Below are 14,797 nucleotides of genomic sequence, written 5' to 3' on the forward strand. Positions count from 1 at the left end.
TTCTTTCGGGTAAAATCTTTTTCAGGGTTTTTGACATAAGGTGCTGGTGCGGCTGACATTTCTCGTATGAGGGATGTCAGCGTTTGTTTTAGCGAATTTGCGTACTCATTCATTGGCGTAACCTCCTCGTTTTTCAAGGGGCTTCGCCACACATTTATACCTACTTGTCAAGTCTTATTTCTCTTTTTCGTACAAATAAAGAGCGGGCTATCTTTTTCGATAACCTGCTCTTTTTCTTGATATTTGGACCTGCGCCTTAACTAAATGACATTGGCCACATGGCAGCCCTTCGCTACGCTAACTGGTAGTTTAGTGTAAGAAAACTCTACAGTGTCCCAATTCGTGATAAATTGGATATGGTACCAATAATCAAAGGGAGAAGGTGTATATTCTTATGGAGTTATACGACATTATTGGGGTGGAGTACGATACGTCTCGTAAAGCAGACCCGCAAATAACACAACGATTAATAGACCATCTCCAGGTTTTTGATAATTCACGAGTTCTTGATGTAGCTTGTGGGACTGGGAATTATACCATTGCCTTATCTCAACTGGGTTTGAAAATGACGGGTACAGACATTTCAGAGGAAATGCTGAAAAACGCACGTGAAAAATCAAATCAAGTGACTTGGGATAAAGCGGATATAAATAATCTACCGTACCAAGAAGAAGAATTCTCAGGGGCGACATGCATTTTAGCTATACACCATTTTGAAAATTTACATAAAGCATTCCAGCAAGTGTACAGGGTCATTGGCAAGGGAAGGTTCGTAATTTTTACTTCTTCCCCCGAGCAAATGGCGGGTTATTGGTTAAAAGAATACTTTCCAAAAATAATGACAGATTCGTGCAATCAGATGCCAAAAGTTCAGCAAGTAGTCGATAATTTAAAAAGCGTCGGGTTTAAGATCGTGGGACTTGAAACATTCTTAATACAGCCAAACTTGAAGGACTTTTTTCTTTACAGCGGTAAATACGAACCAAGCATTTATCTAAATCCAAATGTTCGTGCGGGCATTTCTAGTTTCGCAAACTTGGGGTCTTTAGATGAAATACAGGTCGGTTGTAGTAGACTAAAATCCGATATTGAAAACGGGAGAATACAAGAACTCCTCGACAGATACAGTAGTGATTTAGGAGATTATGTTTTTGTAGTAGCTGAAAAAAGATGAAATTCGTGGAACTAACGGGACACGTTAGTTGAATAGCACCAACGATGAGCAGGCGCGCGGTGGCCTGTTCATTTTATTAAGCTAACGGGCAGGATAGTTGATTATTAAAGGTTTTGTACCTATGAGGAATACAGCTATGGTGCTAAGATATTTTTATATCTTAATTAAGGAGCTGTTGTAGTGTCGGAGAAAGGTAAACTTATTTCACAAGTGTTATTAATAGCAGAGAAAGCTGGATTAACTGACATTACACCTATTGAGCTTAGTAATGGTGGGAACCTAATCATTCACTTGGCTCCCCATCCGATTGTGGCCCGAATAGCCACTGTCATTTCAAAAGAAGATGCAGAGAACGCATACAAGATACTTGATCGAGAGTTACGGGTTGCGCGTCACCTCCAATCCAAGAAAGTCCCAACGTTATTACCTACTGACCTGACTAATGCAGGACCGTACGATGTTGGCGGTACATGGATGACGTTTTGGAAATATGTTCCTCCAATACAATTAGAATCACCTTCACCCAGTGAAGCCATTGAACTGATAAACGGACTTTCAAGAGCAATGAAAGACTTCGTTGACGAGCTTCCTGTGCTTGGTGTTTGGGAGCGGACATGTCAATCGGCTGTTAGATTGAGCAAACACTCCGATCAGAGTATACAAGCACTATTAAATGTGTTTCTAAGGGTAGATGAACAGATACGGCTCGAATCAAGTTTACTAATACCGTGTCATGGAGATGCCCATAGAGGAAACTTATTACCAAGTCCTGAAGGTTGGGTCTGGTCGGACTTTGAGGATGTATCATTGATGCCCGCATACTGGGACCTAGCTTCATTTGTTGGTAATCTTGCATTATTCGGAGGAATTCAGGAGCCAACCTTTAGATGCATATTGGACCATATCAACAATGACACTGATCTAAAAGCCTTTGGATTTGCTATAACCGCACGTATACTAATGTCTACAATAGGTAATTTGGATTTTGCCCTTGCAGGTCACGGAGACTTGGAATTTGCAACTAGACAGCTAGAACTGGCGGAAGATTTTATTCGTCAGATAGACCTAATAATTGGAGAGAAATAGAGGGGGTGATTGAACTAACGAGGAACGATAGTTGAATAACACACATGGATGAGCAGGCGCTGCGGTGGCCTGCTCATTGTATTAAGCTAACGGGCAGGATAGCTTAATAAAGCCAGTGGAAGGAGATTTTATGAAAAACGGAAAGCAACCATTTGTTATTGCCATTGCAGCCGTTTCTGGTGGAGGAAAAACGACAATAGCAACTCAACTTAACGAAACGTTACAAAATTCCAAATCACTTTTTTTTGACGTCTATGATTTCGATGGACATGATGACATTATCAACTGGGTTGACAACGGTGCCAATTATAACGAGTGGAACTTGGCTCCTCTTATTAGAGATTTGAAATCGTTGCTTACCGAGCCTTTAGATTATGTTGTCATAGATTTTCCTTTTGCCTATAAACACTCTGATACAAAAAACTTCATTGATATTGCTGTTTTTATTGACACTCCTTTGGATCTTGCGATGGCTCGTCGAATTATTAGAGATTTTAAGGATAATCCTGTTGAGAATATCATGACGGAAATGAAAAATTATATTCTTCATGGAAGACGGGGGTATCTTGAGATGTTAAAAACGATAAAACCAAATAGTGACATTATTGTCGATGGAACATTAACAATATCCGAAATTGTAAGCATTATAATCGAGAAAATAAAAACTAACTAGCTTACTGCGCTAACAGGTAACGTTAGTTCAATAAAAACACGGAAGCAGCCGACCACAATGATCGGCTGCTTCATTACGCTAACGGGCAGAATAGCGCAACAAATTTCTTCTAGTTATCGTCATCTATACAGCTGGGGGGAAGACTTTGAAGAAAATATTTCTTGTACTTGTATTCGTTCATATTGTCTTGATGGGTTGTTCATCTCAAGACAATCCTAACGAAGATGTCGATGTTGAATCGGATATTCCATTTCAAATTGTCAATAACGTGCAATTTAACTTTTGGATTAAAGAAAAAGCGCCACAGGGCATATGGTTTAACGAAACGATGGCTAACACGAGGAACAAAAGTGGGGTCGAGCGGTTTGACTACGGAGACAAAACTTACTTATTGATTTCTAGTGGGGAAAAGCCAACTGGTTTCTATGAAGTGGTGTTGAAGGAAGTTATTAATGAGGAGGATTTCATTAAAATTTTTGTTGAAGATAGACCGCCTCAACGTGATGAGGTTCCTGATATGATGGAAAATCCACGACTGCTCATGTTTTTTGAACGTACGGATAAAGAAATTCTCCTGGAATGGCATTAAGCTAACGGGACACGATTGCTTAATAATTTGAAGAGTCTGACAATCTAATTAAGCGTGAATTAATTAATTACTTCGTGCATTAGGAGGCGGAAATGGAATACACAATAAGAATGGCCAAGAAAAGTGACTTAGATGGTTTATGCAAAATTAGAAATAATAAAGATTTATTCGTTAGGTATTTTAAACAAAATGAAGATAAAGAAGTATGTCTGGTAGTTGCTGAAAAGGATAATACAATTTTAGGTTTTGGTGTTCTTAAATTAAAAGGCTGTTTGAGCCCCAAACTAAGTGACCTCTACGTAAAGGAAACATATCGGGGAATTGGCGTAGGTTCGGATTTAATAAGATATCGTGAGAAAATTGCAAGTGATATGGGATATTCTAATTTGTTCGTTAGTGTTGACCCCATAGAGAATCCAAAGATGATAAAGCTTATTACAAAGCTCGGTTACAGCGCCATTAGCGAGCCATACATAAAATCCGCTATTTTCTATAACGATGAGGGGGCGGCTTATGAAAAAACTTATACAAGAATTGATTTGAAGAAGTTGTTAACCTAATGGGGAACGATAGTTCAATCAGATCAGGGAGCAGACCAACGCGGCAAATGCTCCCCATTTAGTAAGGGGCAGGAGAGTTGATTAATGTCTAATGGGGGGAACAAGGTGATGAAACACGTAGATCATGAGTGTGAAAAATGGTATTCTGTGAAACTTTTGTTCGAAGCTAAAATCTCTGGTGAGCCACAACCCTTAACAATCGATGACGCTTATGTTGAATCGAAAACTTTCGAAGAGAGGTTATATCTTATATATGCTGATTCATTTGAAGTAGCGTATAAAAAGGCAGAACGTGAAGCCAAAGATTCAGAAACCAACCATATCAATCCTTATGGTCAATTAGTAGAGTGGGTTTATGTCCGACCATTAGATTGTTTTCATCTTTTTGACGATAAAATTAAAGATAAAACCGAGATTTATTCCAGGCAGTTTGATGTATCTAAGGAAACGAGTGTGAATGAGGTTTTACAACGGTTTTATCCAGAAGTCACTGAAGAAGAGTAGCTTGCTACACCTGCGAAGGTTTGTTGAACTAACTGGGAACGATAGTTGAATTTACATATGGATGAGCAGGCACTACGATTGCCTGCTCATTTTATTAAGCTAACGGGCAGGTTAACGTAATGGAACCTTTTAAAGCGTTGTAACGTCATGATATGAAGATAGTTCAAGACGATCTAACGGGGGGCATTTTATGAGATGGCTAAAAAAGGCGGTTGTATTTTCGTTTATCGCAGTCTTGATGATTTTGATTTCAAGTTGCGCTGATACTGATGCTGAAGGTAACCAGAAGATATCAATGACTGATGAACAAAACGTCGTAAAAGAGCCATTGACTGTTTCGAAGGCGGAAGTCGCCGAAGGTGGTTTCGTCTATCGCCTCGCGTCCGAAAAGTCGGTATACGCCGAAGGTGAAAAAGTGGAAGTCTACGCTGAGTTGGAATATGTGGGAGACGAGCCAGAAATCAAAATCGCCCACGCCGCTTCTCCGTTCTCTTTTCCGATGAAAGAAAAAACGAGGAACTTCGAGATCGACTATAAGATGTCCGAGCCTCGTATCGTGACGACTTTGAAAAAAGGAGTACCGCTGAAAAGCCGATACGAAGGCAGCGGCGGGTACGGATCGCAAGATCCAAAAGAATACGTCGACTTTATCAAAGCGGTACACAAGGCATCCAAAACAGGCACATTGCCTTGGGGGAATTATCTCGTGTCTGGCTTGGCTAGTTTCGAACCGATATACGAATCGGATGAAACCCAAGTAAACGAAAGCCTTCATTTGAAGGCGGAGATCGAGTTCATCGTAGAAAAGCCTGAAAATAAAGAATGACAAAATGTGATTGAGCTAACGGGACACGATAGTTCAATAAGAAGAGGGCTACCGAAATCATTAGTTCGGCAGCCCTTTTTTCTTTTCCAGTCCCAAACACTTTTCATCACTAATTCATTAAGCTAACGGGCAGATTAGTTGAACACCAGAGGCTGTCAAATGGCGAACTTTTTTGTCATTTTGGAATTTAGTTTTATTTAAAGGAGATAATACCTCAATACTATTTCCAGAGGTGGCGTAAAATTGTGAAAAAGTTAGTCATAATATACATGGTGTTTGCTGGACTATTTTCCTCGATACAATTAGCAAACGCAAGTATTCAACCGAACTTAAAAATAGAGGATGTTTCATCTATTCAAGCAAACCGTATATATGGGGGTTCTCGTTTATTTAAGGAAAGTGACGGATATGAAGAAGTAATCATCAGTAAGGTTGTTAAATGGATAAACACCTCAAATCCTTCTGAAGGACCAACTGAGTTAGAGTTAAATAAAGCCCCCATCTCCAAATTGAAAATAAGAATGAAAAACGGGGATATTGTAGTTATTGAACCTGCCTATACTTGTATTTTTGAAAACCAAAAAAAGACATGCACAATAGCAGATGGTGAGGTTATATATACCCAAAATAATATAAAAGTTCGATTAAAATCACTAGAACTATATGATTGGCTCTTAGTTGGGTGGAAATATGAAAGTGTTGGAGCTCCCAAAGAAGAGTTGCTTGAAGAAACTTTATATACCAGATATTTTTCCTACCTCGACAAAACTTACTCAGACTTTATCATGTGTCCAAAAATAGATAAAATTGAAAGAATAAATGGCGATACAAGAAGACATATCGTTCATGCAAGTGCATTAAATTATGGTGCACATCATGGTGACGTTCCTTATGATAGAATTCATATTACGTTAACTGATACTCCAGAAAATGGTGTTGAAATAAATAAAGTTACAATTCAAAAAGGTATTTCTGGTAAAGAAAGCCGTATACAATGTAGACGGGAGAACTAAAATAACTTGTTGAGCTAACGGGGAACGATAGCTCAATAAAAGACAAAAAGGCAGCTGGCATTGCGATCGACTGCCTTTATTCAACTAACGGGCAGGTTAACGCAACTATATTTTCCATTATCCGTCTATATCAATGATTATACCGACGAATTGTGGGGTGTCAGTTAAATGAAAAGAATGCTACCCATTGTTTTGTTTATATGTATCTTGGTTAGTGTTTGTGTACTTAGCCCGAACAAGGTGTTCGCATGTAGTTGCGGTGAAGCCAGCGTTCAACAAAGATTCGAGCAATCTAGCGTCGTATTCACAGGCACTTTGGTCACTAAAGATAAAGAAGGCGGAAATATTTTTAGTGTTGATAAGGTCTGGAAGGGCAACCTTCCAGATGGTTATGTGTATAGTGGTTTCTCTGGGATGTGTGGAACAGAATTTGAAAAAGGAGACAAATATTTAGTCTATACAGAGAATTTGAAAGGAATAGAATCAACCAGTCTTTGTAGTGGCAATAAATTAATTACTGATGCAGGCAAAGATATTAGAGACCTAAACCATCTAATAGAACCCGAGCAGAATTATAAATATTTACTGTTAATCCTAATTGGATTTACGTGCGCAATAGTAATTTCAATTGTAATAATGAGAGCTAAATTGCGGTTCAAAAAATAACATTCATTGAGCTAACGGGACACGTTAGTTGAACAGAGCAAGGAGCAGTTACTACGGTAGCTGCTCCTTGTTTTTATTAAGCTAAAGGACAGGGTGGCTTAACAGCTAGGAGAGTTCCCTCTATTTTCCAAACAGGTAAACCGCAACAATTAGAACAAACAGAACGTCTAACGCCTATGTAACATCTAAGAAAAAGGGGAATATGAAATGAAATTTCGAATAGTTGTTTTACTCCTAGCATTTATTACTGTTGTCACAGGTTGCGCTAATATAGAAAAAGAAGAGAGTAAAGTTACCCAAAAAAATGTTATTCAAGATGGTCCTGAGTTACTTCCTTTAGGTGAGTCCGCTGCACTTATCGCGGGTGATAACGAGGTTGTGAATTTTCCAATTTCTGGACCTAACTTTACGAAAGATTTCAATATTCCAGCCCATTTCGGATGGGTAAAAGTTTGGGTTCATAATACATCATCTGAAACCCTGAGGGTCCGAGTTACTCAAAGCACAATTACGGGAACGGAAAAAATGTTCTTCGAGGTAGCTCCTGGTGCTCAAAAGGCTGTAAATGTAACGCAACCTTGGGCAACGGGCACTCACTGGGTTGCCATCAGCACTAAAAACGGTGGGAATATGTCAGGGTTTCTGTCTGTTAAACTGGAAAACACGAAGGAAGAACCAAAGAAGATGTAATTGTTCCGCTAACGGGCAGGTTAGCGCAACTATTACTTCAATAAAAACGTCAAATATTTGAATTGGTTCATCTGGAAATTGGTTTTGATAATCCGAGTTCTTCTAAGAATATGGGGGATGAGAAGATGGACAAAACTGTTTCAAGCAGAAAAGATATCGTTTCATTGTTTTTAGGAATTGTTGCGGTACACATGTACGTAATTAGTTTTACAACAGAATCAATTATTCTTATTATTGTATCGATTATAGATTCATTGATAGCGTTTTTACTCGGAATTGGTACAGATAGTGATTACGGGCACGGAGGACTAATTATAGGACTATTAATCTTTATAGTATCGGTGATAACACTATTTATAAGTTAAGTGCAACATTAGGAGCAGTTTGTCGCGGCAGCTACTCCTTATTGTTTATTAAGTAAAAGGGCAGATTTAATCAACAAATGGGAGGTATTGCTACATGAAGCATCTCAAATTCCTCTTGTTCATTGTCATTGTTTTAACGGGGTTTTTATCAAATATAGAAGGAACATTAGCCAGTACCTACCCAAGTACCGTTGCTTGGAATAATCTCCTATATGGACTTTCCACCGAGGAAGTCGATAACAAAGATATTGGCAATGAGATTGGAAAGATTAAGCGCCAAAGAACTCCGATGCCAAAGAAGAACGGAGAGTCAAATGAAAAACTTGTGGGAAGCTTGTTGTTTGAAATTAAAGGGGTAGACACTCAAGATGTAATAGCAGTTAAGGTAAATGATAAGTTTGTCAAGGCATCCAAACTTGGACCGATTCAAGTTACAACGAATGTATCAGATCTGTCCGATGAACAATCATGGATAGTAACACTGTCTGTTATCAGTTTCTTGGTCCTTTTAACAATGATTATCGTATGGAGAAAAAGAAAATGTATAGGTTAGTTCATTCCGCTAACGGGAAACGATAGTTGAATAACGCACATTGTTGAGCAGGCGCTACGGTAGCCTGCTCTTTGTATTAAGCTATACGAACGGGCAGAATAACGTGGTGGAACAGTTAATATGAGAGCTAAGTTTGAATTTATTTAATGCTCTTTTGTACCAGGGACATGTAGGACATCAGGTGGAATCTTTCGGTGGGTACAAGACGGTACTTCCGTAGTGATTGACAGTGGTCGTTTGTTTAAGAAGCATATGATCCTGCTCGCCAGATCCATGTTAAGTGGCAATGACGTCATACACATTACTGCAAAGGAGAACACTGATACTTGTGTTCTTCTTTCTTTTGATCACGGAATCATTTCTACAAAATTCTTATGTGTTCGAAAGCCAAATTACAAGCTCGTTACGTCTAATGTAATGAAAGGGCGGAGGTGGTTCAACATCATAGAATTAGTTAAAAAGGCCCAGAAGGGGAATGAAACTGCATTTACAGAGATATTCGAGCAGTACGAAGCGGTTTTATACCGAACCGCTTATGTATACCTGAAAAACAAAGACGACGCGCTCGATGCGGTTCAGGAAACCGCCTACCGCTCATTCAAGTTGATATCAACCTTAAAAGAGCCAAAGTATTTTAAAACTTGGCTGATCAGAATAGCGATAAGTTGTTCAATCGATATCCTTCGTAAAAGAAAGAACGTAATAATGCTTGTGGACGAACACGAAATAAGCAGTTTTGAAAGCTTGGGTGACGAAGACATACCGCTTTCTATGACGCTGCATGATCTAATCGACCAGCTAGACGAGGATGAGAAAAACGTGATTCTACTGCGCTTTTATCATGACTTCACAATTAAAGAAGTCGCGGAGACGCTTGGAATAGCGCTGGGATCTGCAAAAACCGTTTTGTATCGCGCTTTAAAAAAGATGCGTAAAAAGTTGGAAGGAGATGATGCTTATGAATAATAAAATTAAGACGGAACTAGAAAACATTGAAATTCCGCCTGAACTTCATGAGCGAAGCAAACGCGGAATTCAAAAAGCAAAACAAGAAATGAAAACAAAGACAACGCACCATTGGTCTAAAGTCGCAGTCATCGCTGCTAGCATGGTAATCGTCATGGGCGGGTATGCAGCATACCAAAATTTTAGCGACAACTATTTGCAAGTGTCGCCCTCACGCAGTGTCATTCAAGTGTCTGAAATTGTGCTTTCCGATAATTCGAATATGAAGTACATGTTTAGCCTGATCGTGCATGACGGGAAAGTATATGTACAATCAGATACTTCAATGGAGAGCAGTCAAGCGAAACAATTGCTGGGACGAAAACTGGGCACTACAAAAGGCGTCATTGATGAATTTAGCAAGCAGGACAAATATGAGGTGGAGTTGGCTTCCACAACTAGCGGTCTAAATGTTTTTAAGGTAAAGGGTTATGATGAAGATTTTCGAATAATGACCTACACGGAAAACGGCGGAAAGGTGAATGCCCGTTTTTATGAACACCTTAACGGTATCACGATTAAAGATGGGGCCGATGTTTTCGGTAAGCTTAAACTAGCAGGTAACATCGTCAGTTCCGAGTACAAAAATATGAAGGATTGGAATAATAACATCGATAACTACCACATTATCGATAACGAACGTGTCATAAACGCTTTCGTAAAAGCGCTGAACCATGCCACGCCGTTTTTAAGGAAAGATATCGAAGGGGAGTTAGATGCTACTTACAAAAACGGTGGCCTGAGAGAGTTGGCTCTTAGCCTGAAAGATGGTTCCAGGGTGCGCGTGATCGTTATGCAAAATGGGTACGTTCACTATGGGTTAGGAAGTGAAGTTTATTTCAAAATGGATGGACAAGTTTTTAAGAAATTGTGGAATGAACTAAACCAGAAATAATGATTTTACTTATTTAGGAGGCCATCATGAAAAACTTTTACTGGATAAAACATGTCATTGTAATCACTTCATTAACCGCTGCCTTACTCTCTGGATGCGGCATGAGCCAAAACAATGAAAATAATAGTTCAACACAGGCGGTCGATGCCCAAAGTGGCTTTTCTGTAAATGAAGACGAGATGCGTCAAATTGCTTGGGATAGCGTCTCTGAAGTGGCTCGCAAAACAGTCATAACAGATTGGCAACATGCCTTGGTGGAGGAATCGACCCTAGAACAAATCCCTCTTAAAATTAGTGGTATCAATTCTAAGCACGTATACAAAGTCATTTTTGAAACCACCCAAGATCTGTTGCTAGGATCGATTGGGATATATATTGATGCTGATACTAAAAAAATCATTGGGCATGATGCACGGAAATAGTACGTAGCAAAAACGGCGACCATGAATCGCCGTTTTTCTGTCTTAGTACGGTCTACAAAAATTGGCCGCCCGCGATTTAAATGAACGGTTACGCTAACGGGACACGATAGTTGAACAAACAAGGAATAGTTTGCTACGGCAGCTGCTCCGTTTCTTTATTAAGCTAACGGCAGTTTAGTTCCAGAAATTAAATCACTCGTCGATATAACTTTTCCTCTCATAACACGTCTATTTATACGGCAGTAAATAAGTGTGAGTCAGCAGGAGGATAAAGAAATGAAAAAGTGGTTTTTCATAGTTTTGGCGGTCACGGTCGTCATCGTCGGCGCGTTTGCCTTCTTTAAAAACGGTGGTGAGGACAGGATCACTGCGGAACGCGAAATTCCGACGCCGAAAGTAACGGTCGGCGGAAAAGAAATCCCGACGGTACTGGGTTCGCGCGTGACCGACGCGATTTACGACACGGCGGGAGCCCTTGATCTCATGAAGAACCAAGAGCCGACCGCGGTCATTTCAGGAGCGGAAATATCAGTCGCTTTCGACGTCGTACCTGGAACTTTGGTGCTTCAAAGGCTCGACACCGAAGGAAACGTGGTCTCGGAGGAAAACCTGAAACAATTGAAAGTGTTTGTCGTGCCGTCCGAAAAGGGAGTCTACGTGTACAACTTGAACGCTTGGTGGAAGCCGATCGGAAGCGCCAACTTTGCATTTAAAATTAAAGTGGACTAACGAAGGGGCGCTGCAATACGCTAACGGGTAACGATAGTTGAACAAACAAGGAGAGTTTGCTGCGGCAGTTGCTCTCTTTCTTTGTTAAGCTAACGGGCAGAATAGATTCATTGCAAAGGATTTTTCCATCTTTTGTATAAGTTAAAATAAGGAAAATTTACTCGTGGGAGTGATCTTACGCTGAAACTGTCTAATGTTAATTTTGAACTTGCGAAAAATTATTTAATGAACTATGGAAGGGATTTGGAGCAAGAGTTATTTCGGTTTCATTTCGAGAGGAGTTCTCCTCAAGGTCTTCTTAACATCATGGTCTGTTACCAGGGCGAAGATGGCGGATTTAGAAATATGGGTGAGGGTCACCCCCAACATACAAACGCCATGGATACCAGTATGGCGTTTCAATATTTAAGTGAGGTAGGGGCGAAAACTGATTATGAAATCGTCCAGAGAGGGATTAAATACATTATCAGTTCTAATGACCGTTCTCTGAATTGCTGGCATCAGAGGCATAACGAAACGTCCAGTGAATGGAATAACAACCCTGGCGCCGAAATGGTCGGGTACCTCCACGAATATCGGGAATTGGTTCCAAACGATTTCCTGGAATCAGTTACTGAAGTCGCATTGTTATCGATTAGAGAACCTAAAAAGCCATATGACCAATTTTCTTTTTTGGAAGCGCTCTGCATCCTTCGTTTGGCCGTGCGAATCACTGAACCATTCAAGTCAGAAATCTTAGGCTGGCTCAAATCTGATATTTTTGAGATTATCGAGACAGATCAAGCGAAATGGGCGACAATATACAGCGCAAAACCGTTCTTTTTCGCTCATTCCCCTAAAGATCCACTCTACGAAACGATAAAGGAACACGTCATTCGAAGCTTGGAAAATGAAATCATAACCCAATCTGATGAGGGCAATTTCGTTCTCAACTGGAATACTCAGAATGCAGAAGGGGAGTTGGTATGGAAAAGCATCTGGACAATGGATGCTTTGAGAGCATTGCATCATCACGACATGATTAAATCTAAATACTGATTAGGGGTGATCAAAAAATGAAAGCACAGATTTCATTGATTACGATCCTTACGACCGACGTGCCAAAGATGACCGAATTATACTCTGATGTGCTTGGTTTCAAAATCAAAAGCGAATCTCCAAATTATGTTGAGTTCGAAAACGATGGAGCACGCTTTGCTATTTGTTCTCGACAAATTATGGCTGATATTACAGGAGGGAATAGTTCTTTCAAAGAGGTTACCAAAGGACAATCTTTTGAACTGGCTTTCCCTTGCGCATCACCTGAAGAAGTTAAAAGGACTTATGACGAGTTAATCGCAAAGGGAGCGACTGCTTTTAAAGAACCAACGAGTATGCCTTGGGGGCAAACAACAGCATTCTTTGCTGATCCCGAAGGAAATATCCATGAAATATTTGCAGACTGAGTATTGAATTAACGTGTACGTTAGTTCAACTGTATTAGGGCTGCTTCTCAACTAACTGGCAGTTTAACGCAAACTTCCTTTTTAATTTACGATACGGATCTCCGCAATGTATCTAAGCACAAAGTAAAGTTTGACCACAAAATATACATCATTATATAAGACAAAGCCACTCCAAACAATGGAGTGGCTTCTTTAGCGTTGGTATGTTACTTAATTATGATCTTGTAGCTTCATAAACGAATTGTTGCTTTCCATCGGTGGGTATCTTCCCAAACTCAAAATCAGCAGATACAGTTACATCGGTAAAACCGATACTTTCTAGAATGAACTTAAATTCTTCCACTCCGTACCACCGCTTTGCAAAACGTTGTAATTCAGTTTGGATTAGTTTTCCGTTACGCCACTTTTCATACTTTATATAGTCTACTCTGTATTGGTTAAAGAATAAATCAGCTTCGACACACTTTCCTTCCATAGTGATAATGTCACCATTCGGTAAGTGGAATGTCGATGAACCGCCCCAGTGTCCATTATCAGAACTGTTGTAATTATTGCTAGGTAAATGTAGGTCTAGCATAAGACGCCCACCTATTTCAAGATGATCGTAAAGTCGTTTTAAGACTTCTTTCGCTTCAGACCGTTGTTCTATTAACAAAAATGAACCGCCAGGAATAATGATTGCTTCATATTTGCTGGGCAATGCAAGTTCCTTTAAGTCAGCTTGATACAACTTGGTTTTTAAGCCATGAATTTCACAACGTTGTCGGCATGAATCCAACATCTCAGAAGAGTAGTCTACTCCATCGACAATAAGACCCGATTTAAGAAGTGGAATGATGACACGTCCAGAACCGACCATTGCTTCTAGAACTCGTCCGTTGCAATGTTTAAGTCTCTCTTGATAGTATTCAATATCACCACTAAAGGACTGCCCGATTTGCTTGGTCAGGTCATAAACCTCTGTGCAAAGTTCGCCGTAATAACTAAAAGACATATAATATTAACCCTCCGTGGTTTTGGTTTTTTGCACGGAAGGAGATAAGCTTAAATGATTATCCCTTCCGCACCTCTAAAATAACTGTTTCGCCAACGAATTGAATTGTTCTCACCATAATCACTCGCTTTCTTAGTAGGATAAAATCAATATAATACATAAAGAAAATATTGGCAATAGCGGAAATACGTATCGTCCAAAATCAATCCATAGTCGAGCGACGGATGTGCATACGGCAATTCTCACCCCAAGAACTATTTAAATGATATAAACCACTCCCCTCCCTTCCAAACGCCACCAGACAGCCTAGAATCCATTCTAACGGCTTATGGGCTTGTACACCATTCTATACATCCCCGCTTCCGTCACCTTTACAATGTCAAAAACTATGCTCAATGAAAGTCGAAACTTTCATGTAAAAATATAGTGTCTTTAATTCGAATTTTATTTTTGAAATGTTTCAAAACTGATTCATGATTATTTGAAATACGAATTCAGTAAGACAAGTTATCATGTTGTAAGCTATTCCACGGTGAACCGTATCATAGATAGAAGTACGAATCATTACGCTAACGGTTAACGTTAGCGAAAGTGATTGTAGCTACAAT

The 14,797-nt window shown here is 39.7% G+C and carries 18 protein-coding genes; 17 read left to right on the top strand and 1 reads right to left on the bottom strand.

The features are described 5' to 3' along the window. Positions 1-394: 394 nt before the first annotated feature. The 17 genes from RCO25_RS27645 to RCO25_RS27725 all read left to right on the top strand — a co-directional run bounded on the left by RCO25_RS27645 (position 395) and on the right by RCO25_RS27725 (position 13,195). Positions 395-1,174, top strand: a complete 780-nt coding sequence (locus RCO25_RS27645; RefSeq protein WP_308999304.1) for a class I SAM-dependent methyltransferase — start codon at positions 395-397, stop codon at positions 1,172-1,174. A 180-nt stretch (positions 1,175-1,354) separates the two neighbouring features. After that, the gene (locus RCO25_RS27650; protein WP_308999305.1) at positions 1,355-2,260 is read left to right on the top strand and encodes an aminoglycoside phosphotransferase family protein; all 906 of its coding nucleotides are present in this window, start codon (positions 1,355-1,357) and stop codon (positions 2,258-2,260) included. Positions 2,261-2,390: 130 nt separating this feature from the next. Further along, complete coding sequence (locus tag RCO25_RS27655; RefSeq protein ID WP_308999306.1) at positions 2,391-2,933, top strand: nucleoside/nucleotide kinase family protein; 543 nt, start codon at positions 2,391-2,393, stop codon at positions 2,931-2,933. Between the two features lie 145 nt (positions 2,934-3,078). Further along, positions 3,079-3,522, top strand: coding sequence for a protease complex subunit PrcB family protein (locus tag RCO25_RS27660; protein WP_308999307.1), 444 nt, complete (start codon positions 3,079-3,081; stop codon positions 3,520-3,522). A 92-nt stretch (positions 3,523-3,614) separates the two neighbouring features. Next, positions 3,615-4,082, top strand: a complete 468-nt coding sequence (locus RCO25_RS27665; protein ID WP_308999308.1) for a GNAT family N-acetyltransferase — start codon at positions 3,615-3,617, stop codon at positions 4,080-4,082. A gap of 108 nt (positions 4,083-4,190) precedes the next feature. After that, the gene (locus tag RCO25_RS27670) at positions 4,191-4,586 is read left to right on the top strand and encodes a DUF4288 domain-containing protein (RefSeq protein WP_308999309.1); all 396 of its coding nucleotides are present in this window, start codon (positions 4,191-4,193) and stop codon (positions 4,584-4,586) included. A 190-nt stretch (positions 4,587-4,776) separates the two neighbouring features. Continuing rightward, positions 4,777-5,412 (top strand): hypothetical protein, encoded by a 636-nt coding sequence (locus RCO25_RS27675; RefSeq protein ID WP_308999310.1) that lies wholly within the window; start codon positions 4,777-4,779, stop codon positions 5,410-5,412. A 245-nt stretch (positions 5,413-5,657) separates the two neighbouring features. Continuing rightward, complete coding sequence (locus RCO25_RS27680) at positions 5,658-6,425, top strand: hypothetical protein (RefSeq protein WP_308999311.1); 768 nt, start codon at positions 5,658-5,660, stop codon at positions 6,423-6,425. A gap of 168 nt (positions 6,426-6,593) precedes the next feature. Beyond that, the gene (locus RCO25_RS27685) at positions 6,594-7,091 is read left to right on the top strand and encodes a hypothetical protein (protein ID WP_308999312.1); all 498 of its coding nucleotides are present in this window, start codon (positions 6,594-6,596) and stop codon (positions 7,089-7,091) included. A 207-nt stretch (positions 7,092-7,298) separates the two neighbouring features. Beyond that, positions 7,299-7,781 (top strand): hypothetical protein, encoded by a 483-nt coding sequence (locus RCO25_RS27690; RefSeq protein WP_308999313.1) that lies wholly within the window; start codon positions 7,299-7,301, stop codon positions 7,779-7,781. Positions 7,782-8,240: 459 nt separating this feature from the next. Beyond that, the gene (locus tag RCO25_RS27695; protein ID WP_308999314.1) at positions 8,241-8,699 is read left to right on the top strand and encodes a hypothetical protein; all 459 of its coding nucleotides are present in this window, start codon (positions 8,241-8,243) and stop codon (positions 8,697-8,699) included. Between the two features lie 219 nt (positions 8,700-8,918). Next, a complete protein-coding gene (locus RCO25_RS27700; RefSeq protein WP_308999315.1) occupies positions 8,919-9,665 on the top strand; it encodes a sigma-70 family RNA polymerase sigma factor in 747 nt (248 codons plus the stop codon). Next, on the top strand, positions 9,658-10,599 hold the full coding sequence (locus RCO25_RS27705; protein WP_308999316.1) for a hypothetical protein: 942 nt from the start codon (positions 9,658-9,660) through the stop codon (positions 10,597-10,599). The genes RCO25_RS27700 and RCO25_RS27705 overlap by 8 nt, the downstream gene beginning before the upstream one ends. A gap of 26 nt (positions 10,600-10,625) precedes the next feature. Continuing rightward, a complete protein-coding gene (locus RCO25_RS27710) occupies positions 10,626-11,021 on the top strand; it encodes a hypothetical protein (RefSeq protein WP_308999317.1) in 396 nt (131 codons plus the stop codon). Between the two features lie 276 nt (positions 11,022-11,297). Further along, a complete protein-coding gene (locus RCO25_RS27715) occupies positions 11,298-11,750 on the top strand; it encodes a hypothetical protein (protein ID WP_308999318.1) in 453 nt (150 codons plus the stop codon). A gap of 243 nt (positions 11,751-11,993) precedes the next feature. After that, positions 11,994-12,788, top strand: coding sequence for a hypothetical protein (locus RCO25_RS27720; protein WP_308999319.1), 795 nt, complete (start codon positions 11,994-11,996; stop codon positions 12,786-12,788). A gap of 17 nt (positions 12,789-12,805) precedes the next feature. Then, on the top strand, positions 12,806-13,195 hold the full coding sequence (locus RCO25_RS27725) for a VOC family protein (RefSeq protein ID WP_308999320.1): 390 nt from the start codon (positions 12,806-12,808) through the stop codon (positions 13,193-13,195). A 214-nt stretch (positions 13,196-13,409) separates the two neighbouring features. On the opposite strand, the gene RCO25_RS27730 is transcribed toward RCO25_RS27725, so the two are convergent. Beyond that, positions 13,410-14,189 (bottom strand): class I SAM-dependent methyltransferase, encoded by a 780-nt coding sequence (locus RCO25_RS27730; protein ID WP_308999321.1) that lies wholly within the window; start codon positions 14,187-14,189, stop codon positions 13,410-13,412. Positions 14,190-14,797 lie beyond the last annotated feature (608 nt).

Source organism: Paenibacillus sp. LHD-38 (genome assembly GCF_031157315.1).
In the GTDB taxonomy this organism is placed as follows: domain Bacteria; phylum Bacillota; class Bacilli; order Paenibacillales; family Paenibacillaceae; genus Pristimantibacillus.

Coding starts and splice junctions, on each gene's coding strand:
- RCO25_RS27645 (WP_308999304.1), top strand. CDS start 395: ATGGAGTTATACGACATTATTGGGGTGGAGTACGATACGTCTCGTAAA.
- RCO25_RS27655 (WP_308999306.1), top strand. CDS start 2,391: ATGAAAAACGGAAAGCAACCATTTGTTATTGCCATTGCAGCCGTTTCT.
- RCO25_RS27665 (WP_308999308.1), top strand. CDS start 3,615: ATGGAATACACAATAAGAATGGCCAAGAAAAGTGACTTAGATGGTTTA.
- RCO25_RS27670 (WP_308999309.1), top strand. CDS start 4,191: ATGAAACACGTAGATCATGAGTGTGAAAAATGGTATTCTGTGAAACTT.
- RCO25_RS27675 (WP_308999310.1), top strand. CDS start 4,777: ATGAGATGGCTAAAAAAGGCGGTTGTATTTTCGTTTATCGCAGTCTTG.
- RCO25_RS27685 (WP_308999312.1), top strand. CDS start 6,594: ATGAAAAGAATGCTACCCATTGTTTTGTTTATATGTATCTTGGTTAGT.
- RCO25_RS27690 (WP_308999313.1), top strand. CDS start 7,299: ATGAAATTTCGAATAGTTGTTTTACTCCTAGCATTTATTACTGTTGTC.
- RCO25_RS27695 (WP_308999314.1), top strand. CDS start 8,241: ATGAAGCATCTCAAATTCCTCTTGTTCATTGTCATTGTTTTAACGGGG.
- RCO25_RS27705 (WP_308999316.1), top strand. CDS start 9,658: ATGAATAATAAAATTAAGACGGAACTAGAAAACATTGAAATTCCGCCT.
- RCO25_RS27710 (WP_308999317.1), top strand. CDS start 10,626: ATGAAAAACTTTTACTGGATAAAACATGTCATTGTAATCACTTCATTA.
- RCO25_RS27715 (WP_308999318.1), top strand. CDS start 11,298: ATGAAAAAGTGGTTTTTCATAGTTTTGGCGGTCACGGTCGTCATCGTC.
- RCO25_RS27725 (WP_308999320.1), top strand. CDS start 12,806: ATGAAAGCACAGATTTCATTGATTACGATCCTTACGACCGACGTGCCA.
- RCO25_RS27730 (WP_308999321.1), bottom strand. CDS start 14,189: ATGTCTTTTAGTTATTACGGCGAACTTTGCACAGAGGTTTATGACCTG.